At 60.7% G+C, this 22348-nt stretch carries 22 protein-coding genes; 16 read left to right on the forward strand and 6 right to left on the reverse strand.

Annotated elements, in window-relative coordinates:
* Nucleotides 1–330 precede the first annotated feature (330 nt).
* The 5 genes from BSY17_RS20125 (at nt 331) to BSY17_RS20140 (ending at nt 3288) form a co-directional block, all read left to right on the forward strand.
* A complete protein-coding gene (locus tag BSY17_RS20125; protein WP_069067124.1) occupies nt 331–1308 on the forward strand; it encodes a DUF2493 domain-containing protein in 978 nt (325 codons plus the stop codon).
* A 198-nt stretch (nt 1309–1506) separates the two neighbouring features.
* Nucleotides 1507–2085 carry a hypothetical protein gene (locus BSY17_RS20130; protein ID WP_069067202.1) on the forward strand — a complete coding sequence of 193 codons (579 nt, stop codon included), beginning with the start codon at nt 1507–1509 and terminating at the stop codon, nt 2083–2085.
* Between the two features lie 205 nt (nt 2086–2290).
* Entirely contained in the window at nt 2291–2464 is a 174-nt protein-coding gene (locus tag BSY17_RS21690; protein ID WP_171899304.1) for a hypothetical protein, read from the forward strand.
* Between the two features lie 177 nt (nt 2465–2641).
* Nucleotides 2642–2812 (forward strand): hypothetical protein, encoded by a 171-nt coding sequence (locus BSY17_RS21695; protein ID WP_160299235.1) that lies wholly within the window; start codon nt 2642–2644, stop codon nt 2810–2812.
* Between the two features lie 251 nt (nt 2813–3063).
* Nucleotides 3064–3288 carry a hypothetical protein gene (locus tag BSY17_RS20140; RefSeq protein ID WP_069067126.1) on the forward strand — a complete coding sequence of 75 codons (225 nt, stop codon included), beginning with the start codon at nt 3064–3066 and terminating at the stop codon, nt 3286–3288.
* A 113-nt stretch (nt 3289–3401) separates the two neighbouring features.
* Here BSY17_RS20140 and BSY17_RS20145 read toward each other — a convergent pair whose 3' ends face one another.
* Complete coding sequence (locus BSY17_RS20145; protein ID WP_069067127.1) at nt 3402–3620, reverse strand: hypothetical protein; 219 nt, start codon at nt 3618–3620, stop codon at nt 3402–3404.
* A gap of 744 nt (nt 3621–4364) precedes the next feature.
* Between BSY17_RS20145 and BSY17_RS20150 the strand changes: the two genes are divergently transcribed.
* The 6 genes from BSY17_RS20150 (at nt 4365) to BSY17_RS20175 (ending at nt 11258) form a co-directional block, all read left to right on the forward strand.
* On the forward strand, nt 4365–4655 hold the full coding sequence (locus BSY17_RS20150) for a hypothetical protein (protein ID WP_069067128.1): 291 nt from the start codon (nt 4365–4367) through the stop codon (nt 4653–4655).
* A complete protein-coding gene (locus BSY17_RS20155) occupies nt 4645–6948 on the forward strand; it encodes a type IV secretion system DNA-binding domain-containing protein (protein WP_069067129.1) in 2304 nt (767 codons plus the stop codon). Before BSY17_RS20150 ends, BSY17_RS20155 begins: the two co-directional genes overlap by 11 nt.
* A gap of 3 nt (nt 6949–6951) precedes the next feature.
* On the forward strand, nt 6952–10011 hold the full coding sequence (mobF, locus tag BSY17_RS20160; protein ID WP_069067130.1) for a MobF family relaxase: 3060 nt from the start codon (nt 6952–6954) through the stop codon (nt 10009–10011).
* Nucleotides 10012–10059: 48 nt separating this feature from the next.
* Nucleotides 10060–10263: a hypothetical protein gene (locus BSY17_RS20165; protein ID WP_069067131.1), complete on the forward strand. Its 204-nt coding sequence runs from the start codon at nt 10060–10062 to the stop codon at nt 10261–10263.
* A 153-nt stretch (nt 10264–10416) separates the two neighbouring features.
* On the forward strand, nt 10417–10662 hold the full coding sequence (locus tag BSY17_RS20170; RefSeq protein ID WP_069067132.1) for a hypothetical protein: 246 nt from the start codon (nt 10417–10419) through the stop codon (nt 10660–10662).
* Nucleotides 10663–11045: 383 nt separating this feature from the next.
* On the forward strand, nt 11046–11258 hold the full coding sequence (locus tag BSY17_RS20175; protein WP_069067133.1) for a DUF5818 domain-containing protein: 213 nt from the start codon (nt 11046–11048) through the stop codon (nt 11256–11258).
* An 820-nt stretch (nt 11259–12078) separates the two neighbouring features.
* Here BSY17_RS20175 and BSY17_RS21985 read toward each other — a convergent pair.
* Nucleotides 12079–12351 (reverse strand): GDCCVxC domain-containing (seleno)protein, encoded by a 273-nt coding sequence (locus BSY17_RS21985; RefSeq protein WP_083217227.1) that lies wholly within the window; start codon nt 12349–12351, stop codon nt 12079–12081.
* Nucleotides 12352–12824: 473 nt separating this feature from the next.
* Nucleotides 12825–13277, reverse strand: a complete 453-nt coding sequence (locus BSY17_RS20185; protein ID WP_069067203.1) for a pseudoazurin — start codon at nt 13275–13277, stop codon at nt 12825–12827.
* A 183-nt stretch (nt 13278–13460) separates the two neighbouring features.
* Between BSY17_RS20185 and adh the strand changes: the two genes are divergently transcribed.
* The 5 genes from adh to BSY17_RS22120 all read left to right on the forward strand — a co-directional run bounded on the left by adh (nt 13461) and on the right by BSY17_RS22120 (nt 18984).
* A complete protein-coding gene (adh, locus tag BSY17_RS20190) occupies nt 13461–14981 on the forward strand; it encodes an aldehyde dehydrogenase (RefSeq protein ID WP_069067135.1) in 1521 nt (506 codons plus the stop codon).
* Nucleotides 14982–15124: 143 nt separating this feature from the next.
* The gene (locus tag BSY17_RS20195) at nt 15125–15490 is read left to right on the forward strand and encodes a DUF779 domain-containing protein (protein WP_069067136.1); all 366 of its coding nucleotides are present in this window, start codon (nt 15125–15127) and stop codon (nt 15488–15490) included.
* 63 nt (nt 15491–15553) lie between these two features.
* On the forward strand, nt 15554–16717 hold the full coding sequence (locus tag BSY17_RS20200; RefSeq protein WP_237236633.1) for an FIST N-terminal domain-containing protein: 1164 nt from the start codon (nt 15554–15556) through the stop codon (nt 16715–16717).
* Nucleotides 16714–18525 carry a sensor histidine kinase gene (locus tag BSY17_RS20205; protein WP_335681362.1) on the forward strand — a complete coding sequence of 604 codons (1812 nt, stop codon included), beginning with the start codon at nt 16714–16716 and terminating at the stop codon, nt 18523–18525. The genes BSY17_RS20200 and BSY17_RS20205 overlap by 4 nt, the downstream gene beginning before the upstream one ends.
* A 123-nt stretch (nt 18526–18648) precedes the next feature.
* Nucleotides 18649–18984 (forward strand): response regulator, encoded by a 336-nt coding sequence (locus BSY17_RS22120; RefSeq protein ID WP_335681363.1) that lies wholly within the window; start codon nt 18649–18651, stop codon nt 18982–18984.
* Here the strand turns inward: BSY17_RS22120 and BSY17_RS20210 are convergent.
* From BSY17_RS20210 to BSY17_RS20220, 3 genes are all read right to left on the reverse strand, one after another.
* On the reverse strand, nt 18981–19655 hold the full coding sequence (locus tag BSY17_RS20210; RefSeq protein WP_171899305.1) for a response regulator transcription factor: 675 nt from the start codon (nt 19653–19655) through the stop codon (nt 18981–18983). The genes BSY17_RS22120 and BSY17_RS20210 overlap by 4 nt on opposite strands.
* 77 nt (nt 19656–19732) lie before the next feature.
* The gene (locus BSY17_RS20215; protein WP_069067137.1) at nt 19733–21475 is read right to left on the reverse strand and encodes a methanol/ethanol family PQQ-dependent dehydrogenase; all 1743 of its coding nucleotides are present in this window, start codon (nt 21473–21475) and stop codon (nt 19733–19735) included.
* 81 nt (nt 21476–21556) lie between these two features.
* Nucleotides 21557–22276 (reverse strand): substrate-binding periplasmic protein, encoded by a 720-nt coding sequence (locus BSY17_RS20220; RefSeq protein WP_069067138.1) that lies wholly within the window; start codon nt 22274–22276, stop codon nt 21557–21559.
* Nucleotides 22277–22348: the final 72 nt, after the last annotated feature.

Raw genomic sequence — 22348 nt, forward strand, 5'->3', positions numbered from 1 at the left:
AACAGCTAGAGCCGATTTGCTGTTAACCCGCCCGCAGCGCGGCCGGGGCAAATCGAATTCTCTCTCTAACATCTCGGTATCAGACAAGCTTCATCGCCATAGTCTGATGAGCCTCTGGCCTTTTGTGCAAGGATGCGCGGTTCCCCCAATTTTCATGGGCCCGTCACTTTCGCTTCGCTCCGCTTACGGACCCAAGAAAATCGGCTCCCCCACGCCCCGCTGCGCGGCGCGGGGACAAGCCCCGCGTCCCTGACAAAAGCCCGCCAGCTCATCCGATGTGATTTCATCTTTCATCCAATCCCGGATGAGAGATCGACTTGTTCGGAGGCTATGATGACTTCTTTCAACAACTTCGCCGATCTTGCCAGCCACATCGCGGCAGCGCGCGTGAACGAGGATCTGACCGAAACCTACGAGGGCGCGTTCATCGAGCATAGCGAGATGGCGAAGCTCAGCATCGTCGATGCGCCGGAAGCGCTCGACATGCCCGATCCGGAGCAGGTGCGGGCCGCTGTCGAGATGATGATGCAGACCATGTTCGACGTGCTGCGCGATACGCGCATGGAGCCGTTTGCAACTGACCTCGTCTGGGGTTTCGCCAACAGCTTCCACGTCGTCGCCAAGCGCATCGAAGGCCGCGAGGACGACGCTGCCAAGAAGCTGGGCGAACTCGCCCGCGCCTATGATCCGTCGGAGATCTACGCGACCGAGCTGGAGGACACCCAGCTCCTCTGTCAGACGCTGCAGGGATGCCGCGAGGCGATGGAGTGCATGCGCGACCATGCCGCCGAAATGTACCGCGTCGAGACCGGCAAGCCCTTCTCGCCGGTGCGTGGCAGCCGGGTGTCGAGCGCGCTCAACGCCTCTATGATCGACGCCCGCGATTATCTCGCCTCCCGCGCCCGGGAGCGTCGCGAGCAGTTCGCGCCCGAGGGTCCCGTCGTCGCCTTCTCCGGCGGTCAGGCCTGGGAGGATGGCGACCTGCTCTGGAACGGTCTCGACACCATCAAGGCCCGCATCCCCGAGATGATCCTCGCCACCACCGCACAGTCGAAAGGTTGCGATGCCGTCGCCCACGCTTGGGCAGCGTCGCGCGGTGTGAAGGTCATCCAGTTCCGCCTCGACCGCAGCCAGGGCAACCGGGCAGCCTTCGTCCGAAACGACCGCATCCTTGGTCTCAAGCCGGTCGAAGCGGTCATCTGCGAAGGCTCGGGCATCCAGATGAACCTCGCTCAGAAGCTGCGGCAAGCCGGGGTTCCGCTGCACATCGTCAAGCTTTCGCAGCAACGGATCGAACGGCGGGCGTGAGCCCTTCGGAGAGGCTCCGGCTCAGGCCGGGGCCTCTCCTCTCTTCTTGGGTTGGGAATGCGGCGCTCTGGGGCATCGAGCCCCGTCGCGCCGCGCGGCCTGACCGTTCCGGTCGGCTTCGCACCCATCGGGCGCGGCGTCTGCGCCGCGCCAAAAGGGGAGGGGGATCAAGCAAGCGGTTCAACGACGGAGGACAAGATGTCCATCGTGTTTCGCATCGCCACCGACGCCGACAATCACCAAGGTCCGGTCGCCGTCATCACCGCCCGCCAGCTAGCGGCCTTTCGAGCGTTCCTGCGCGCGGAGAGCATCCGTACCAACACCGTCCTGCTCGCCCCGGAGGCGGCCGACGACGCGTTCCTGTCCTACAGTTTCGAGGCACGCGTCTGCCCGCTGGCGCTCGCCAGCGTGACGCGCGTCTTCGACTTCGACACTGCGGTGATCAGCGTCGTCGAAGAGGCGCAGTTTCGTGTCCGCCGCGTCAGCATCCACCGCGACGAAGCCGCCGGCACGATCAACATGCGTGTCGCGCTCACGTCGGATCTCGGCGTCGAGCTCGACCTCGCTTCCGGCAACGCGTTCGCGCTGCTCGAAAGCCTCGGGCTTCATCCCGACAGCGTCGGTGAAATCACGATCGCCGCCATGCGCGAGCGTCTCGCCAATCCCGCCATAAAACGGCGTATCGCGGCCGAGGGCCTCGCCGACTATGTCGAACGGCTCGACCGGCTTCTCGCCACGGCCGATTCCGACGAAACCTCCCGCCTCGAATGGGCCTAGCTTCCCCAAGCTTCCCATGATGTCATGCGCCCCGCACCCGCCGCAAGGATGAGCGGTTCCCCCAATTTTGACCGTCGCCTCGCTACGCTCGCACACGGCAAAATCGGCTCCCCCGCTCCCCGCCGGGCGGCCGAACGCAAGCGTGCGGTCCTTGCCCCGGACGCGCCGCGCATGACCCGGCACCAGTCCCTTATGAATGGAGGATATGATGACCATCGAATCAACACGCTGCTGCGACGATGTCGCGCTCTGGCCCGACGGCAGCTGGGCCACTTTGGGCGACATCTCCAACGGCGACTATCATTGGAAAAGCGACGACTACGAGATCATCTCCTACCTCGAAACGGAGCGCCTCACCGCCCCCGGCGTTTATGAATGACGAGCCCACTGGGATGGGCCTGGCTCCACCGCGTTTCGTGATGGGTGACGGCCGGGACGGGGGCGTCGGTTCGCTGGCGACCCCTTTCGCCTTTGACGGGCAGATCGCCTGCCGCCGGTTACGCGATCAATCCCAATGCGCTAGTGATTGCGATGCGCACCAACCAGAGAGAGCAGCATGAGCGAAGACGAGATCGCATTTCGCGCGGCCATCAACCTGCTGAGGGACTCGGTCGAAAGCGGCCGGATGCCCTCGGGTGAGAAGTTGACGAGCGACAGTAGCGTGCTCCACCAACGCGCCGCCGAGCATCTCGAAACCCTTCTGCGCCAGAGCCTGGCGGCCGGGTAGCCGTCCCCACCCTCAGAGGAATAAAATCTCTCACAGACTTCCCAGGATGTCGTTGAGGGCGACGCCGCGTCAAGGATGAGCGGTGCCCCCAATTTTGCCGTGGCCTCCGCTCCGCTTCGCTCCACTCCAACCACGACAAAATCGGCACCCCCACTCCCCGCTTCGCGGCGCGGGCTGCGCCCGCGTCCCTGACCCGGCGCCACCCTCAACGACGGCCAATCCTCTGTCATTCAAGACAGCAGGAGGCTCACATGCAGATCACTTCGACCAACGCCGGATCCGACACCGCCGCTTACCTCGCCGCCGTCGCATGCGCCGAACGCCGCGCGCTCCACAGCTTCTTCGACCAGCATGTCATCGAGGACGAGGAAATCGGCTACATCACAATCGACGAAGGCGACTATGGCGCACTGCCGGCCCAGCTCATCGACCGGGTGGTCCACACGGTTCCCGGCAAGATGGACGACGAGATCTGAAACGACAGGGGAGGGGCCTCGCGCCTCTCCCCTTTTTTGCTGCCTGGGACTACGGGCATGAGGGGCATCGAGCCCCTCATGCCCGTGCCGCGACGAACGTCGCGGCGGGACCCTCAACCCGCCAGTCGCTTCTCGACTTCTTCGATTCCCAGCTTCCTGATCCGCTCGATCAGGCCGCCAAGTCGCTTGGCTTCGAGCGTCAGCAGCCCCGACTTGTCGACGGTCGCAATCGCCTGCTCTCGCTCTTTCTCCAGTAGCTTCTTTCGACGTTCTTCCAGCTTGCGCGCGTCCTCTTCGAGCGCCGCTCTTTCCTGTTCCAATGTGCGTGCCATAGGGGCCTCTTGGTTCACGCTGATCGGGCTATGAACGCTGACGTTATAGCCGCTGATCTGGTTGGCCGGAAGATGCAGTTGAGCTTGGCGGCTCGGCGGTCCTTCGGCCCGCCGACCGGGGCTCTATTCGCTAAGCCGCCGACGCCCCTTCGGGCCGCCGCCGACCAAGCTCACGGAGCCAACGCTGGCGCGTTGGCTCCGCCCGGTCGGGTAACGATCCCCTGCCGTCCGACGGTGGCCAGGGCCACCGTCGATGGGCGCGCTGGGTCTTCGCCCCAAGCGCGCTGGGATGGTATCGCTTCGCTCGCATCCTGCCCGGTCGAACCCGGAATCATTCGCCCGCCACCGGCATTCCAACGATGCTGAGGCATCGCCGGACCTTCGGCCGGTTCCGCCCGCAGGGCGGCTTTGAGCCCCGCCGGGCCCGGAAACGACCCTCGTCCAGAAACGCCAGCAGACGACCCAGGGTAGAGGATCAATCTCTGAGGATTGGGAGCACACCTTACGCACGAGCGTGCAGGGTGTTTACGTGCTTTTACAATCAGTTACCCGTCAAGTGACGTGTGGCACGTTGTGGGACAGGCTCCGGCCGAAACGAATATCGCCTAATTACAAAGGCTTGAGTGTGCCACAAGCGAACACGCGGTTTTGGCCTTCCCGGATTTTCTTGCCCCGTAGCCCGGCCCACGCTATAAGCAGGCCACTTTTTGAGACCCCGCCAGCCTCCCTGCTAGGAGGCTCGGTTTGACCACTGCTTTCAAGCACTGCACGGTCCGGCTCGATCGTGAGAAATATAATCGTGTTATCGCCATTGCGGCCGAGCGCGATTGTCGCCCCTCCGAACTGATCAGGAGCGCCCTCGACGCTTTCCTAACCTCGGCCGATCTCAACACTGCCAGCCAGCGCCGATTGGCGCGGATCAGCGAGTTCCAGCAACTCGCGCTCGACATCATCATCCGCGAGCAATTCCCCGAGTTCCGCGACCGGATCATCGCCGAAACCGACAAGCGCCTGGTGCAATATCATGGCGCGTAAGGACATCCGCTCCAACGGTCAGAACATCCCACTGACCCACCATTCCGCACGTGGCCGAGTCCATCGCAACTCGGGCAATTTCACCCGCGGCAGCCAGCTTCTCACCCATGAGATACTGATGTGGTTCTCGGGCGCCAAATTGCCCTTTGTCGTCTGGTTTTTCGTCTTCCTCGCGGCTTGGTTCATCATCCTGTCGATCAAACTGGACGAACATGGGTTCCAGCTCATCTGCATGAAGCTCTACGCGACGCTCTGGAACTGGGTCGATCTCAATCCCAACAAGCGTGTCAACGTCACGCTCCCGACCGGCGAAATCATGCGAACGATCATGCCCGTCGTCCCGCACATCCCTGAGGTTCAGCAGGCATGGTCCGTCGCCATCCGTGGCCTCCTCGGCTCCTTCCTCGTTTCGGTCTTTGTCGTCCTTCCGCTATCCCTCTGGTTCGTCGATATCTCGCGCCGGCGCGGCAAGCATATCCTTCAGGAGCGGCATGAGCGCGGGGCGATGCTGGTGACGCGTGACATCCTCTATTCGGAGGTCAGCCAGCACAATTTCGCGAAGTATGAAGAGGAAGCCCGGCAGCACTTCCCCGGCACGTCACCAGCCAAGGTCCTGCAGCTCCCATTCGCGGAGCGCAAAGCGGCCGGCATCCATCATCCCTACTCGCTCGCCGGCATTCCCTATCCGCACCGGATGGAGCAGTCCCACACGATGCTGATCGGGACCACCGGCTCGGGCAAGACCACCGAGCTGCGCAGCCTGGTCCGGCAGATGCGCGACCGCCAGGACAGCGCCGTCATCTTCGACCTGACCGGCGCCTATGTCGAAGCGTTCTACGACCCTGCACGCGATACGATCCTCAATCCCATGGACCTGCGATGCCCGGCCTGGTCGATCTTCAACGACTGCCGCACCCACAGCGAGTTCACCGCCGCGGCCGCCGCGCTGATCCCTTCCGATGGCGGGTCGTCCGAACCCTTCTGGGCGCTCGCCGCGCGGACCCTGTTCATCGAGATGTGCGTCCGTCTGCAGGAGCGCGGCCAGACCACCAATCTCGCATTGTCAGAGAATTTGATGACCGCCGATCTGAAGCGCGTCCACCGCTTCCTCGCCAACACCATCGCCGACCCGCTGACAGCCCCTGAAGCCGCCCGCATGGCGGAATCGATCCGCGCCGTGTTCAACACCAACGCGCAGGTTCTCCGCTTCCTGCCCGACGACGGCGAGCCCTTCTCGATCCGCGACTGGATCACCCGCGACAAGAAGCCGGGCAGCATCCTGTTCATCACCTCCAACTATGTCGATCTGGCGATGAACCGGGCGCTGCTGACGCTCTGGATGGACCTCTGCATAAACCGCCTCATGACCATGCCGCGCACCCGCTCGCTGCGCACCTGGTTCATGTTCGACGAGCTCGGCGCACTCCATAAACTGCCCGCGATCGAGAACGGCCTGCAGACCGCTCGCGCCTTCGGCGGCGCGATGATCCTTGGAATCCACAGCTTCGAAAAACTGGTCGAGGTCTACGGCGAACAGGGTGCTCGCAACCTGGCCTCGCTCGCCCGCTCCAAGCTGATCCTCGCCACCGCCGATCTCGACACCGCCGAGCAATGCGCGCGCTATATCGGCAACCGCGAAGTGCGCCAGATGGATGAGGCGTATAGCTATGGCTACAACAACACCCGCGATGCCTCGACCCTGACGCCCCGCAAGCAGGTCGAGCCCCTCGTTATCGCCGACGACATCACGAACCTGCCGTCGATGCACGGCTTCGTGAAATTCCCCGATGGCTTCCCTGCGGCCCCCATTTTGCTCGAATGGAAAGACTATCCCCAGGTCGCCGAGGGTTTCGTCCCGCGGCCCAATTTGCAGCCCGTCCGGTCCAGGCGCGGAGAGGAAGTCTTTGACGGGGAAGGCGGCGAAGCAGGCGGGCGTGATGGCGCGCAGCAGATCGTGGAAGAGGTGGTGGAAGTCACCAACGTCGCGAAGGAGATGGCGGCGCGGATCCTGTCCGATCCGGTCGAAGAGGAGAATCAGGAGACCGCTCGCCGGGCATCCCAGCGCAGCGACACGTCCGATGAACAATCGGCCCCGACCACCCACGCCGCCGACCAGGCGCAGGCGACGCGCGGCAATAGCGAGGAGCAGACGATGGCCCCGCGCGATCGTGATGATCGGCGCGCCGGCCGCGACGCCCAGCGCGCGCCACAGGTCGAGGATCAGACCCTCGTCGAACTGCGCCAGGCGTTCGCCCCCGGACGCGAGGACGACAGCATGGACATGGGGATCTAGCCCATGCTCTCGGTCGCCCCCGTCCGCTCCGCATCCGGCGCTGCGAACTACTTCGCCAAGGACGACTTCAAGGACAATTATTATACCGCCGACGGGTCTTCCGAAGTCAGCATGTGGGCGGGCGAGGGCGCCGATGCGCTCGGCCTGCAAGGCGAGGTATCAAAGGACGCCTTCGAAGGAATCCTGAACGGCATTCTCCCCGATGGCGAAGGGGTCGCCCAGGTCGAGAACCGGCGTGCTGGCGTGGACCTCACATTTTCCATGCCCAAGTCGGCATCGGTGATGGCCTATATCGCCGGCGACAAGCGGGTGCTCGACGCCAATATGACGGCCGTCCGCAAGACGATGGCATGGGTCGAGAAAAACCTCGCCGAAGGCCGCAAGGATGTCGAGGGCCGCAAGGTGCCGGTGCAGACCGGCAATCTCGTCTACGCGCTCTTCCAGCACGACACGAGCCGCGCGCTCGATCCCCAGGCGCATATCCATGCCGTCATCGCCAACCTCACGAAGATGCCCGACGGCAAATGGCAGGCGCTTCATGCCGACAAGATCTGGAGCAGCAACACCACGATCGGCTCGATCTATCACGCCTTTCTGCGGGATGGTCTGGAGAAGCTGGGCTACCAGATCGATGCCAAGGGCAAGCACGGCACCTTCGAGATTTCCGGGGTGCCAAAGGCGGTCCTCGAGGCGTTCAGCCAGCGCCGTGAGCAGATCCTCGAAAAGGCAGCCGAACTCGGGATCGTATCCCCCAAGGGACGCCTCGCGGTCACGGCGAACACGCGCGATCCCAAACTCAACGTCGAGGATCGCGACGGCCTGCAGAAGGGCTGGATCGACAAGGCGGCTGCGCTCGGATTCGACGGGAAGGGCCTGGTTGCCTCCGCCGTAGCGCGCGCGGGTCAATCGCTCGCCGACAGCAAGCTGGAACGGGGATTCCGCGCGGTCAGCGAAGCCATCAGCGGTGCGCGTGAAAAGATCGGGACCTTCCTTCGACCGCACGATCCGCTCGTCGACAGCGCGCTCGCTCGCGTGACCCAGTCGCCGGCCGAGGCGCGCACCCAACTCGCGGTCGCATCGGCCGTCCGGATCCTCTCGGAGCGCGAGGCCGCGTTCAACGTCAATCTCGTCGCGAAGACGGCGCTCGACCTCGGTCTGAAGGGCGTGACGATCGATACCGTCGAGCGTCGCGTTGCGCAGATGGTGGAGAACCGGCAGCTCATCCCGGGCGCCGTGCGCGACGGCGACAAGGGCATCCGCATGGTGACTACGCAGGAGGCGCTGCGCACCGAGGAGAGCATTCTGAAAGCGGTGGAGGCGGGTCGCGGCAAGGCGTCGGCCATTATCGCGGCCAACGATGCGCCGTCGCGACTGCAGGCTGCCGCTACACGCGATCTCAATCCTGGGCAGCTCGCCGCCGCGACGCTCATCGTTTCGTCGGCCGACCGCACCATTACCGTGCAGGGCGTCGCCGGCGCCGGCAAGTCGACCATGCTGCAGGCGGTCGCGCGTGTGGCCGAGGCGGAGGGCCGCGACGTCACCGGCCTTGCCTTCCAGAACAAGATGGTCGCGGACCTGGCCGCGGAAGCCGGCATCAAGAGCCAGACGATCGCATCATTCGTGCTGGCGAACGAGCGGTACATCAGCGAGCGCGACACCCCGCGCTACGACGCAGCCCGGGCGAAACTCGACGGCACCATGCTGGTCGTCGACGAGACGTCGATGGTCTCGTCGGGCGACATGCTCAAGCTGCAACAGATCGCGCAAGCGCTGGGCGTGGACAAGCTGGTCCTGGTCGGCGATCGCCAGCAGCTCTCGTCGATCGACGCCGGCAAGTCCTTCGCCATGATCCAGGCGGGCGGCGGCACGATGGCGCGGATGGACGAAAATATCCGTCAGCGCACCGACACGCTGCGCACCGTCGCTGCCCTCGCTAACATAGGTAAGGCCGGCGAGGCGATGAAGGTTCTTGGGCGTAATGTCGTCGAAAGCGCGAACCCAGCAGAAGCCGCCGCCGAGATGTGGCTCGGCCTGTCGGGCGACGATCGCGAAGCCACCGCCGTCTTCGCCTCGGGCCGGGCCTCGAGGGCGGTCATCAATCAACGGATTCAAGAGGGACTGGCGGCCGAGGGCAGCGTGACGGGGGAGGGCATCCACCTCACCGTCTATGAGCGGGTCAACATGACCCGCGAGGAACTGCGCTACGCGTCGAGCTACCGACAGGGCCAGACGCTCGACGTCGGCCGCGGCGGCGCTCAGGACGTCGGCCTTGAGCAGGGTCGCTACGACATCACCAAAGTGCTGCCCAACGGCAGGGTCGAACTGAGCGACGGCCGAAGGAAGGTCCGTTTCGATCCGCAAAAGCTGTCGCCGACCGAAAAGCGCGACCGGCTCGAGCTCACCGAGAAAAAGGATCTCCACCTCCGCGAGGGCGACCGCATCCGCTGGACCGCCAATGACAAGGACCGCAGCTTGCACAATGCCGCACTCGCCCGCGTGCTTACCATCGACGCGAACGGCGTCACCGTCGAGACGGCGGGTAAAGAGCGGCTCACCCTCGACTTGGGCGATCCGATGCTGTCGCGCCTCGACCTCGCTTACTCGCTCAACATGCACATGGCGCAGGGGATCACCACCGACAAGGCGATTACCGTCATGTCCAGCCATGAGAGGAATCTGTCGAACCAGCGCCTGTTCAACGTCGGTGTCACCCGCGTGCGCGATGAACTCACGATGGTGGTCGACGACAAGGAAAAACTGGAGCGTCAGCTCGACCTGAACCCCGGCAACAAGACCTCCGCGCTCGAAACGCTCGGCCGCCTCGATATCGATGGCAAGAAAGGACCCAGGCAGCCGGAGAAATTCGACCCCGGTCCGATCGACGGCATCGACCTGTCGGATCTGCCGCCCATGCCCACCGATCTTCCGCCCGTTCCCGACGGTGCCGCCAAGCCTGCGGAGCCAGCGAAGGTCGCCGATCTCAAGGCCCCCCCGGATCTCAAGCCCGACCGCGGCGACGTGCTGCCGCCGCTGCCAGAGCGCAGTCTGGGCCTCGATTTGTAAGTGCATAGCCGCCGGCATGGTGCCGGGGGCAATTTAGGGAGACTGACTATGGCTGGTTGGGATTTCGAGGAAGCAGGCAAGTTCGGCAGCGAACGCGCCGCTGAGGATTATGCCAAGCGCAACAACATCGATTTGCGCGACATTCGCACCCGCCGGAAGGGTGAACAGGTCGAACTGGAGATCCGTCGCTCCGCGCTCGATGGCCACTCGCTGCGTGACAGCGGCGAGGGCCGCCGCGACGGTTGGACCTGAGCAGGAAGGGGAGGTGGTGGTGAATGCTCTACACAACCATCCGGATCTCCGCACCAGCCCGACCCACAATTCCCGGCGTCCTTGCGACCGTCGGCCATTTGCACGAGCCGATTCCCGTCGACCTGTACCGCGTTGCATGAGGAAAATTTACGGATGAAAACCTGCGTCCTCGCTCTCGCCATAGCTGCGGTCCTCGCCTCGCCCGCAACCGTGCAAAAACTCGGCAAGGGAGGCAGCGGCGTTGACGAGAATTCGGAGCTGTCGCAGTGCAGCCTGTCGCTCGGCATCGTCGCTCTCGTCGAAGATCGCAGCGTCGCCGGTGTTGAAGAGCAGCTTCCCCCTGGCATGCGGCCACTTGTCTGGTCGGCGACCCGCTCAACACCAATTCCCCTCTGCTGATGAGCGCGGCTGCCGTGTCCATCATCGCCCAGCTCTGGCTTTGCATCGAACCTGGCGCACGCCGGGCCAGTCGTTTTGGCAATCCCGTGTCAGCATAGGGACGCATGAAAGGCATGGCCTATGGACACCCGGCATGATCTTTTCGGCGAGGAGCAGCCACCGCTTGAGGCGGATGCTCCCGTTGAAGCGTAGCCTTTCCCGCTGGCCGTACCATGTGGATTTCGCAATCGCAGAAATGCGCCATGCCAGCGCCTCGTCCACCGCCCGATGAAGTGCGACGGCAAATTGCTCAATTCGCACGGCCGATCGCTCCTCCACTGCGTCCTGTCGTGCTTCGACGGGGCGTCGGCCGAGGACGTGATGCAGCAAGCGGAGGCGGCGGAATGACGGGAAAAACGCTTCGCGTCGCCGGCGTGATCCAGCCCAGCCCGCGCGGGCCAGTGCTTCGTGTCGCAGACGGCACCCGCTGGCGGCTGATTGCTGGAGATACGATCGATCATATGCTCGGCCGGTGCATCACGGTCGAGGGCATCCGCCAGGGCGGCGCGATCGACGCCTATTATCTCGCACCCGTATCCGAGGCTTCCCGATGCTGACCCGTACCAACGCGTCTCCACAACGTCGAGCCGCTCGCCCCTATTATGGGCATCAGGTCGGCCATTGGCCAAAGCATCGAGTATCGAGCCTTGCCGATGTGCCGGCGGGGGATGGTGCTGCTCCGCTCGCCGCTCGACTGGAACGGCCCGAAGCGCCTGCGCGACCTCGGATTAACCGCCTACGGTATCACCAGGTTGCCGCTGGTCGCTGCCTTCACGTTTGCTCCACCCTTCCCCCCGCAACTTCGTGCACTTCTTTTCGGTACTGCTCTTCGTCACCGGGACGCTGCTCGTGGTGGACGGGATCCTTGGCCTAAGAGCCGGACTCGATCGAACTGGACGCGTGTCCTCTCGGGGAAGGTCACATATGTCATTGCGAGATTGAAAATGGCAGCCGGCACGCGTGCTTTGATGCTGCTCGCGATGGGATTGGCGCTTTGAGAGGAGTCTCGCTCCGCGCCTTGTTCCGCGCGCCACATCAGTGTCGGTGCGCCGTGGGGAAACCGTTTATGTACCTGCTCCAAGTGTCTAAAAGTCGCTCGTGCAGGCAGGCGCAGAGAGAAGGGGATCGGTGCGCGTCACCACCAAGCGCCTAGGGCGCGCGTTACGCTGTTCGGACCCCGGCAATAGCTGTCGCACGCTGTCAAATCATTCGGGGCGGCCTGATCCACCGCCACTATCAACGGCAAGCGTGTCGACCATTCCAGTCGCGGAGTACGGCGCGAGACAGCCTACACGATTACATTCAAAGTGGGCAGGCGCGGGGCGGTACGGATCGACGATCACGCACATGCCACCCACACGGTTTACGACGCGGTTATCAAGCGTTCATTGTGTCCCCGGCCGGGTCGGTGTTGTGCGCCTCGTTGCCGCAGCAACCCGCGATCTGGCCCTTAAGCTGGATAGGTGGGCACGGAATGGCGCCATAAGAACAGAAAACACAACAATCGCCGGCCTTGGGCCGCAGGAGCGCGCCGCAGCCGGCGCAGTCATAGAAATACACGCAGGCGTCGGTCGGCATGGACTCGGTCTTCACGAACCCGCAATGCGGGCAAGTAAGCGTCGATTGGAGTTGGGGGTGGCGTTCAGTCATAGGAATGGCCCAATCATACCCGAACTCAGCCCAATAAGGGGAGAAGTAATTGCCCACCCCCTTTTCACAACCGCACTGTCAGAACCGTTTTCACGCTATCTCGGGCGGCACCGCAAGAACGATCCTGAGTCAAATACGGAACAGATAGAGGCCCGCTTGCGCGGGACAACCTTTCATCAGCTCATCAGCCGATTTTCGGAAGGGCTGAGCAATTACGGGGAGAAAGCTCAGCCTACGGCTACGCAGACATGGTCGAACCAACGAGCGATCGTTGATTGCTCCATTCGCCAGATAAAAAGCGCACAGCCCGTGAAACCGTGCGCTCCCGCGGCCAGCTCAGGTGGGCGGCAGACCGTCTTTATTAATTGCAGACCCATGCCCTATTACCCTGAGTGACGCAAAAATGCGCTCATCTTCCCCGTTCGAGCGCTGCGCTCGAACGCAAGTATCGAAAAACTTGAGCCACCGCGCTGCTATTTCACACTTGGCCACAAACCGCTCATCCGCTTTTGGGCCAGTCCTGGGAGTTTCACAGCCTTGGCTGCTGCAAGGTTAGGCGGTTTCGATCCCACCTGCACCAGCGCGACCATACCCATCGAGTAATGCGGCTTGCACTTGAAGCCATATACGCCGGCCTTGTCGAACTTGACGACAACCTCCTGGTTGATTTTCCCCGCGATCAATGGCGCGCCAGCAGGGAGAATCTCAGGAATCGACTCAGCGTTGTGACTCTTATCTGTAGGAACGAATTTCACTGTGTCGCCTACGGCGACTTTCACGAAAGCTGGCTCGAATACCATCATGCCACCGGCACCCTGGTTTTTCATATGGACCACCACTTCCTTGGCAGAAGCCGTCGAGCTCGCCGTAAAGCCCATCGCCCCTACGATCAGACCAGTGAGAAGCTTCGTTTTGATATCAAACATGACAATCCTCTCCCGCTGCGGCACCATCGGCTGCGCAGTTCTTGATCGTTCCTTATGAGCCGATCGATGGCCTACTCGGCAATTGGCCTTTGGTACAATGGCGCTGCTGGACGCCACGTGGGACAAGCCATTCTCAATCTCAGAATACGCGCCGTCGAGACGTGAACATGCCAGGAGGGTTTTATGCTGCACCAAGCCATTGAAAAACTGAATGCCAGTGTCGCTTTGCGTTCGAAATACGACAATTTCATTGGCGGCCAGTGGGTGGCCCCGGTCGGGGGCGAGTATTTCGACAACCCCTCCCCCATTACCGGCAAGAAGGTTTGCTCGATAGCTCGATCAAGAGCCGAGGACATTGAGTTGGCCCTCGATGCTGCGCACGCTGCGAAGGACAAATGGGGACGGACGTCAGTAGCCGAACGGGCCCTCATCATGAACCGGATCGCAGATCGCATGGAGTCGAAGCTCGATCTGCTTGCCCTCGTCGAGACTATCGACAACGGTAAGCCGATCCGTGAAACAACCGCTGCGGACCTGCCTCTCGCAATCGATCATATGCGCTATTATGCAGGCTGCATCCGCGCGCAGGAAGGTGCGCTTTCTGAGATCGACGACGACACTGTTGCCTATCATTTCCACGAACCTCTGGGCGTGGTCGGACAGATCATTCCGTGGAATTTTCCACTTCTGATGGCGATCTGGAAGCTCGCGCCGGCAATCGCTGCAGGCAACTGCGTTGTTCTCAAGCCGGCCGAGCAGACTCCGATGTCGATCATGGTGCTGATGGACGTGATCGGCGATCTGCTTCCCCCCGGCGTGATCAATGTGGTCAACGGTTTCGGTATCGAAGCCGGCAAGCCCTTGGCGCAGAACAAGCGAATCGCAAAAATCGCCTTCACGGGGGAGACAACCACCGGCCGCCTCATCATGCAATATGCCACCGAGAATCTCATTCCGGTAACGCTCGAACTCGGTGGCAAGAGCCCAAACATTTTCTTCGCGGATGTGATGGCGGAAGATGATGATTTTCTCGACAAGGCGGTCGAAGGCTTCACCATGTTCGCCCTCAATCAGGGGGAAGTCTGCACCTGCCCCAGTCGCGCGCTGATCCATGAGTCGATCTATGACCGCTTCATGGAGAAGGCGATCGCACGGGTCCAGGCGATCCGTCAGGGCAGTCCGCTCGACGCGACAACGATGATCGGCGCTCAGGCGTCGAACGACCAGCTTGAGAAGATTTTGTCCTATATCGATATCGGTCGAGGTGAAGGGGCCAAAGTTTTGACCGGCGGTGGGCGCAGCGCCCTTGATGGGGAGCTTGCTGACGGCTTCTACGTCCAGCCAACGATCCTCGAAGGCCACAACAAGATGCGCGTCTTCCAAGAGGAAATTTTCGGTCCGGTCGTGGCTGTGACGACGTTCAAGGACGACGCCGATGCACTCGCGATCGCCAACGACACGCTCTACGGCCTTGGTTCGGGCGTGTGGACGCGGGACGGGACACGCGCTTACCGGATGGGCCGCGGTATCAAGGCTGGTCGCGTCTGGACGAACTGCTATCATGCTTATCCCGCTCATGCGGCATTTGGCGGGTACAAGCAGTCGGGTATCGGTCGCGAAACACACAAGATGATGCTCGACCATTATCAGCAGACCAAAAATCTCCTCGTCAGCTACAGCCCTAAAGCGTTGGGTTTCTTTTGATATGCGCGCGTCGCGCTGAATGACGACTCGGCGCCAATGAGTTACCCCCCCTGGGCGGCGGATCGCTTATCCGCCGCCCGCCCTTTTAGGAGGCGGTCGTGGACGTTCCGGCAAGAGTCTCGATCACTGAAGAAGCCGACGTAATGGTGAAGCGCCTGGCGCAAAAGCACGGCCCGCTGATGTTCCACCAGTCGGGTGGATGCTGTGACGGCTCCGCGCCTATGTGTTACCCCGCTGGCGAGTTCCGCGTTGGTGGGCAAGATGTTCTCCTTGGACACATATCAGATGCGATTCCGGTGTGGATGGGCGCAGCACAATTTGAGTTCTGGCGGCATACGCAGCTCACAATTGATGTCGTTCCAGGCCGTGGCGCCGGCTTCTCCCTGGAGGGTCCCGAGGGGGTGCGGTTCATTGTGCGCAGTCGGGTATTCAGCGATGAAGAGGCCGCTGTTCTCGATAGCGCACCATCTCCTTTGCTTGGCTCCGCCCATCCCTCCGCGACCGAATGACCTCGATCGGCATATGAACGATCCGAGGATGACGAAGGCTTCCGGGCATGGCAAGGTGTTGCTGTGCACGACGTGAAAAACCGAAAACACCTTGTCGAAGGCGCTGTTCGAGTCGCCACCGCCCGGCTCGACGATACCGAGCAGGCCGTGCGGTCGATTTTGGGTCAGCTTGAGTGGCCCGATCTGGCCGGTGCGGTGATGTTCTGTTCGACTCGGTACGACTTGGCCGCCGTCTCTGCGGCCCTCCGCGAATGCACCCAAGACATTCCCATCATTGGCTGCACGTCCGCCGCGGAATTGACGGCCGATGGCCCCGACCGAGGCACATTAACGGCAATTGGATTTCCGAAGGCCGATTTCAGTTTCACAACCGCATTTATCGACGGCCTCGACCACTTTGATGGTGCCGCCGCTCAACAAGAAGTCCGGACGGCTGCAGCGAAGGCCATTGAGACCTCGCGTCGCTTGGGAGGGAAGTTGAATCATGCTGCTTTGATTCTGATGGATGGGCTTTCACACCGGGACGAAATCATCACGGTGACAGTCCAGGACGCACTAGGCAGCATTCCCATGGTCGGAGGGCTGTCAGGCGATCGGATTGCCTTTAAGGATCCGTTCGTTTTTCACGACGGCGCATTTCGGAGCAATTGCGCGGTGGTGGGCATCATTTCGACAGTGCGACCGTTAAAAGTCTTTCGAGCCCAATATTATGTGCCGCGGGACGAAAAAATGGTGATCACACGTGCGGATGTCGGTGATCGGATTGCATTCGAACTCAACGCGGAGCCAGCGGCGCTCGAATATGCCCGTCTGGCGGGCGTATCCGTCACGGAACTGGGGCCCGAAGTGTTCGCAGCCCATCCCCCCATGGTGCGGGCGGGCGGGGAATATTATGCACGATCAATCCAATGCGCTAATCCGGATAATAGCCTGACCTTCTACTGTGCTATAGATGAGGGTATCGTGATGACCTTGGGCGAGAGCGCCGATATTGTTCCTTCACTCGAGCGCTTGTTCAGCGGCTTGAGCGACAACACATCGGGCATCGATAAGATCATCGGGTTCGATTGCGCTTTGAACTCCGTAGAGGTTGCACAGCGCCAGCTGACGTTCGGGGTATCGCGGGTGTTTTCGCAATGGGGTGTTGTGGGATTTAGTTCCTATGGCGAACAATTTGGCTCGCTGCATGTCAACCAAACACTCACTGGCCTGGCGATTGGGAAATGACAAAAGCGATTATAAGCGCAGCCGGGCACCGCAGCGACTCGCTCGAGTACGAAGTCGATAAGCTGCGCCGAATCAATGCTGCACTGATTAACCGCGTCGAACGCGCAACCGACCTTCAAGGCAACGCCTTCTCTCTGTTCGAGACTGCGATCGCACTCGAGACCAAGGTCCGGGAGCGCACTAACGAGCTCGAACGGATATTGGGCGAACTGGCGGCCGCGAGTGCGTCGGCTCTCCAGGCGAAGTCAGTTGCTGAAGACGCGCAGCAGCGCTTGCGCGACGCCATAGATACGATCAATGAGGGGTTCGCACTGTTCGATCAGGATGATCGGCTCGCTTTGTTCAATCAAACTTATCTAGGTCTTTGGCCGAGTATCGCCGAGCGAATTCACGTTGGCATGGGCTTTGCCGAGATAGCCCATATGATCGTCGAGGATGGCACAACTTTGGGCGTGATGATTGCTCCTGACAGGTGGGTCTCGGAACGATCGCGCCAACATGCTGTCGCTGTCGGTGGGCATGTGCATGCTCTGGCCGACGGTCGATGGATCCAGATCAACGAGCGCCGAACGAGCGATGGAGGCATTGTCTGTCTCTACACTGACATCACGGAGGTAAAGGCCGAGGACGCCCGCCAACGTGCCCAAGAACTGGCCGAGAAGTCGATGCTGCTTCAGGCAGCGCTCGACAACATCCCACAAGCTGTATGCGTCTTCGGTCCAAACGGCGATCTCGTTGCTTGGAACGGATCGCTGCGCGCACTTTTCGAGCTTCCCGCGGACGTGGAGGACAGCATTGCGACGCATCGTCGCTTCCTCAGATTCTGGAGCACCCGGAAGGCAGAGATCGGCGATACGGACTGTGTCCGGTGGTTGCGCGAAGGCGAAAGCGAATGCATCGCTCAGCGATCCTGGGCTGACGGTCGTAGCTTGGAGATTCGCCGCGCCAGAATGCCTGATGGCGGTCTCATGATCACTTTCAGCGACATCAGCGCAAGCCGCCGCGCCGCAGCAGTTTTACAAGAGGCCAACGATACGCTGGAGAGGCGAGTGACAGAGCGAACGGCCGAAATGGCGGCCGTCAATTCCAAACTTCAGCGTGAGATCACCGAACGTTTGAATATCGAAGGAGCGCTGCGCGAGGCAAAAGGACTGGCAGAACAGGCGAATCTGTCCAAAACTCGTTTTCTTGCGGCCGCTAGTCATGATCTCTTGCAGCCACTCAACGCAGCGCGCCTTTTCGTCTCCGCCCTGGAAGATCGCAAGCTGGCGCCGGCATCACGCTCCCTGGTCGGCCAGACCAGTTCCGCGCTAGAATCCGTTGAATACCTTCTTGAGGCGCTTATGGAGATTTCAAAGCTCGATGCGGGGGCCGTGGTCCCTGAACTACGAGAGTTTCCAGTCGGTGATCTTTTGCGAAACATCAAGGCGGAGTTTCTTCCCGTAGCGCGTGCAGAAGGCCTGGAACTGCGTGTTTCTGACTGCGGAACCTGGGTACGATCGGACGCACGGTTGCTCAGGCGCGTGCTCCAGAACTTTGTTTCGAATGCCATAAAATATACCAAGACCGGGTCAGTAAGTGTTGACTGGACCATCCGCGGCAATGTGATCCGATTGTCGGTAACGGACACTGGACCGGGAATCCCCGCAGAACATCACGCGGCTGTTTTCCAGGAATTCTTCAGATTGGAAGATGGAGAAGCGCACAGGGGGATGGGCCTCGGTCTCGCGATCGTGCATCGGGCAAGCCGTATGCTGGACCACCCGGTCCATCTCGAATCCAAGTTGGGCGTGGGATCAACATTTTGAATTGATCTCCCGGCTACCGAAGCCCAAGTAAAAGGCGCAGCGCCGTCGGCAACAGTTACACGCAGGAGCTTAGCTGCGCTCAGGATTCTCGTAATCGACAACGATGCCAGTATCTTAAGTGCGATGACGGCCTTGCTCTCAGGCTGGGGCTGCGAAGTGGTTACGGCCCGTGGTGCCGATGACGCTGTCTCGCATATTAGGTCGCACGACGCGATCCTCCCGCACATCATTCTTGCCGACTATCATCTCGATTGCGATGCGCTTGGAGACGACGCAGTTCGTCTGTTCCGTACCGAAGCGAACGCTCAAATTCCGGCAATCATCATAACCGCTGACCGGTCTCCCGAACTACGGCAGCATCTTACGCGCAACGGCTTCCACGTCCTCACAAAGCCACTTAAACCAGCACCTCTTCGAGCCCTGCTGAGCAGGACGGTCGAAGATCTTCACCTGCCCTAATGCTGGTCTTTTTGGGGACGAGAAGAAACGTCCTCAAAATGAACGCGAGTTGCCAGTAACACAGCCTGTGTTCGGCTATATACGTTGAGCTTGTTTAATATTGCTGACACGTGTGCCTTTACGGTTGTGATAGACACATCAAGCTCGAATGCTATTTGCTTGTTTAGCTTGCCGGCTACAACAAAGCCTAGAACAACCTTCTGTTGGGGCGTCAAAGTGTCGATACGCTGCATGATATCGACTTCTGCCGGTCCGGCCGGCGTGCCAGCATCACTCCAGTCTTCGGGGAAAAAAATCTCGCCTGCGGAAATTCTTCGTATGGCGTCAACGATTGCACTGCGGCGTAACGATTTTGGAATGAAGCCCGAAGCCCCGGCTGCCAGCGCATTCCGCGCAACGCCATATTCCTGTGATGCTGATACGATCGCCACCGGCACTGTGGGATAGCTTGCGCGCAATCGTTCGAGACCGGCCATGCCATTCATGCCAGGCATGTGAAGGTCGAGCAGCACCAAATCAAGACTGCCCTCGCGTTCAATAACCGCCACAACCTCTTCGAGGCTAGCAGCCTCGAAGAGCTCGAAGCTGTCAAAAGCACCGGATATGACTGTACGAAGCCCATCCCGGACAAGCGAGTGATCGTCCGCGATCAGGATGCGTTCCAACTCCATCTCCTCTCCAGCCAAAGTCCGCTGGACACCTCGGCCGGATTGCTGGGCGAGATGATGCGGAACCCTGCCTGAGCCCGTCAGTTCTTGGGGAGCTTGAATACCCACAATGATCCACCTTGATTAATATGTTGAACGGCCTTCGCGACTTCGCCGCCCCACAGCGGAACAGCGCCGCCCCAGCCCGACATCACGGCAACAAATTGTTCCCCGTCCTGCTCCCAGGTGATAGGCGATCCCACGACACCAGATCCGGTGTTGAACTTCCAGAGTTCCTTACCCGTCTTCGCATCGAATGCTTTGAGATAGCCCTCGGGTGTGCCAGTGAAAACCAGGTTGCCAGCGGTTGTAAGCACGCCGCCCCATAGCGGCGCCTTGTTCTTATACTCCCAGACTATCTTGCCCGTAGCCGGGTCGACTGCGCGCAAGGCACCGATATAGTCTGGATAAAGTGGCTTGATGGTGAAACCCGCGCCCATATAGGCGGCACCCTTCTTGTATGCCACCGGTTCGTTCCAGATATCCATGCCCCATTCATTTGCGGGCACATAGAAGAAACCTGTCTGCTGGCTATATGCCATCGGCATCCAGTTTTTCGCGCCGAGGAATGCGGGTGCCGAAAAAACCGATGTTCCCTTTTCGGCCGTGGGGGGACCAGGCCGATTGGCGTCAACATAAATTGGACGCCCCTTGCTATTATAGCCTGTGGCCCAAGTAATCTTAGAGACAAAAGGCGTCGCGGAGAGAAACTTACCGTTGGTCCGGTCCAGAACGAAAAAGAACCCGTTGCGATCCGCCTTGGCGCCAAGCTTCATGTCCTTCCCCTTCCATTTCGCGTTAAAGGGGATAAGTTCATTGACGCCGTCAAAATCCCAGCCGTCATGTGGCGTTGTTTGATAATGCCATTTGATCACCCCGGTATCTGGATCCAGAGCTAGTGTTGATGATGTGTACAGATTGTCGCCTGGACGGAGATGGCTGTTCCAAGGCGCGGGATTGCCGGTTCCCATGTAAATGAGATTGGTTTCCGGATCGTATGTGCCGCCCAGCCAAGTGGCGCCGCCGCCTGTCTTCCACGTATCGCCAGGCCAAGATGCATTGACCGTGCCGGTAATGCCATTGTCCTTCCCGTTGAGGGTGCCCATGTTCCCCTCGATCGTAGGACGCGACCAGATCAACTCTCCCGTGTTGACATCGCGTGCTTCTATTGCGCCGACAATGCCAAACTCGCCGCCGGAATTGCCGGTAATGACCTTGCCCTTGACGATCATCGGGGCGGCCGTGAAGCTAAATCCCGCCGCGTAGTCGGCAATCTTCTTGTTCCAGATCACTTTACCAGTCTTGCGGTTCAAAGCGACCAATCGCGCGTCCAAAGTGCCGAAAATAATCTTGTCGCCATAGATTGCGGCTCCCCGATTAACGACGTCGCAGCATGGCATGATTCCGTCGGGCAAACGCGCAGTATATTCCCACTTTTCCTCGCCGGTCCGCGCATCGAACGCAAATAGCCGCGAATAGCTTCCGGTCACGTAGATTGTGCCGTCATAAACGAGAGGCTGTGCCTCTTGACCACGCTGTTTTTCGCCTCCAAGCGAAGCGGAGAACGCCGGAACTAGACTTTTGACATTAGATGCGTCTATGGCGGTTAGCGGACTGAAGCGTTGGGCTTGAAGTCCCAAGCCATTTGTGAGAACATCCGCAGTCGAGCTGGCATCGTTCGCAATATCTGCGTCAGTCGGACCTTCCTGCGCTGCCAGTAGCGGACTTGCGACGAGAGCGCTCAGGCTCAAGAGGAACGTTGCGCTATTTATGATCGTTTTCATGCCTATGCTCCCAATATTTTATAGCATTCTAGAATAGTAGGAAGGCGGTCTTCTTCGATGCCATCCTGATTACCCTTTCACTTATCCTGCGAGTGGCGCGGCTGCTTTGACCCCATAGCGCGCAAAGATTGTGGCAAGTACCCCGCTGCTTTGCAGCAGCGCCAGGATCGCTTCGAGGCGATCACCTAAATCCCTGCTGTCGTCCTTGACAGCCAGCCCGACATCCCAACCCGGCGAAGTGAGTGCAGGAAGCGCGCCATTACGCTCGACCATAGTGTCTCCGCCCAAGAAAAGTGCGTGCTCGACCTGCGCCTTTGTAGCCATCGCGGCAACGGCTTGGCGACTGCGCACAGCTTCGATCGCGGCGGCGCCGCTTGGGAGATGTGCGACATCATTGCGTAACACTCCGCCAAAGGACCCCGAAAGGTAAAAATCGGGGATGCTATCGAGCTCGGCCGCCAAACGCTGGCCTTTGAACTGGGGCGGCGGCATTTCACAATCCACGGCGTTTCGGTCGCAGATCATAGCGAACCGTTCGCGATAATAGGGTGCCACGATCACGACGCGATCGTTTCGCAGGGCAAATGTCCGATCATAGGGAACATGCATCATGACATCTGCCGGTTGGCCTCCGATCAGCGGTCCGCGCCAAACCGCGTTGCGCAGATCTTCGTCGACGTCTTCGCCAGCCAGGAGCTCCATGAATTCCACCGAGACGCCCAGTTCAGACGCGCAGGCTCGAGCGAGATCGACATCGATGCCGACAAGGCGACTGAGAACGGCGGAGCAATATTCGACCACGGTAGCGGCGGGATAGTCCTGCTGCGGGCGGCGTAAAAGTCGTCCACCTTGAAGCCTTTCTGCCGAGTCAGG

The sequence above is a fragment of the Sphingobium sp. RAC03 genome (assembly GCF_001713415.1).
Classification (GTDB): domain Bacteria; phylum Pseudomonadota; class Alphaproteobacteria; order Sphingomonadales; family Sphingomonadaceae; genus Sphingobium.

Bases quoted from the DNA above. Each gene is read 5' to 3' on its own strand.
- BSY17_RS20125 (WP_069067124.1), top strand. From the start codon at position 331: ATGATGACTTCTTTCAACAACTTCGCCGATCTTGCCAGCCACATCGCG.
- BSY17_RS20130 (WP_069067202.1), top strand. From the start codon at position 1,507: ATGTCCATCGTGTTTCGCATCGCCACCGACGCCGACAATCACCAAGGT.
- BSY17_RS21690 (WP_171899304.1), top strand. From the start codon at position 2,291: ATGATGACCATCGAATCAACACGCTGCTGCGACGATGTCGCGCTCTGG.
- BSY17_RS21695 (WP_160299235.1), top strand. From the start codon at position 2,642: ATGAGCGAAGACGAGATCGCATTTCGCGCGGCCATCAACCTGCTGAGG.
- BSY17_RS20140 (WP_069067126.1), top strand. From the start codon at position 3,064: ATGCAGATCACTTCGACCAACGCCGGATCCGACACCGCCGCTTACCTC.
- BSY17_RS20145 (WP_069067127.1), bottom strand. From the start codon at position 3,620: ATGGCACGCACATTGGAACAGGAAAGAGCGGCGCTCGAAGAGGACGCG.
- BSY17_RS20155 (WP_069067129.1), top strand. From the start codon at position 4,645: ATGGCGCGTAAGGACATCCGCTCCAACGGTCAGAACATCCCACTGACC.
- mobF (WP_069067130.1), top strand. From the start codon at position 6,952: ATGCTCTCGGTCGCCCCCGTCCGCTCCGCATCCGGCGCTGCGAACTAC.
- BSY17_RS20165 (WP_069067131.1), top strand. From the start codon at position 10,060: ATGGCTGGTTGGGATTTCGAGGAAGCAGGCAAGTTCGGCAGCGAACGC.
- BSY17_RS20170 (WP_069067132.1), top strand. From the start codon at position 10,417: ATGAAAACCTGCGTCCTCGCTCTCGCCATAGCTGCGGTCCTCGCCTCG.
- BSY17_RS20175 (WP_069067133.1), top strand. From the start codon at position 11,046: ATGACGGGAAAAACGCTTCGCGTCGCCGGCGTGATCCAGCCCAGCCCG.
- BSY17_RS21985 (WP_083217227.1), bottom strand. From the start codon at position 12,351: ATGACTGAACGCCACCCCCAACTCCAATCGACGCTTACTTGCCCGCAT.
- BSY17_RS20185 (WP_069067203.1), bottom strand. From the start codon at position 13,277: ATGTTTGATATCAAAACGAAGCTTCTCACTGGTCTGATCGTAGGGGCG.
- adh (WP_069067135.1), top strand. From the start codon at position 13,461: ATGCTGCACCAAGCCATTGAAAAACTGAATGCCAGTGTCGCTTTGCGT.
- BSY17_RS20195 (WP_069067136.1), top strand. From the start codon at position 15,125: ATGGTGAAGCGCCTGGCGCAAAAGCACGGCCCGCTGATGTTCCACCAG.
- BSY17_RS20205 (WP_335681362.1), top strand. From the start codon at position 16,714: ATGACAAAAGCGATTATAAGCGCAGCCGGGCACCGCAGCGACTCGCTC.
- BSY17_RS22120 (WP_335681363.1), top strand. From the start codon at position 18,649: ATGACGGCCTTGCTCTCAGGCTGGGGCTGCGAAGTGGTTACGGCCCGT.
- BSY17_RS20210 (WP_171899305.1), bottom strand. From the start codon at position 19,655: ATGGAGTTGGAACGCATCCTGATCGCGGACGATCACTCGCTTGTCCGG.
- BSY17_RS20215 (WP_069067137.1), bottom strand. From the start codon at position 21,475: ATGAAAACGATCATAAATAGCGCAACGTTCCTCTTGAGCCTGAGCGCT.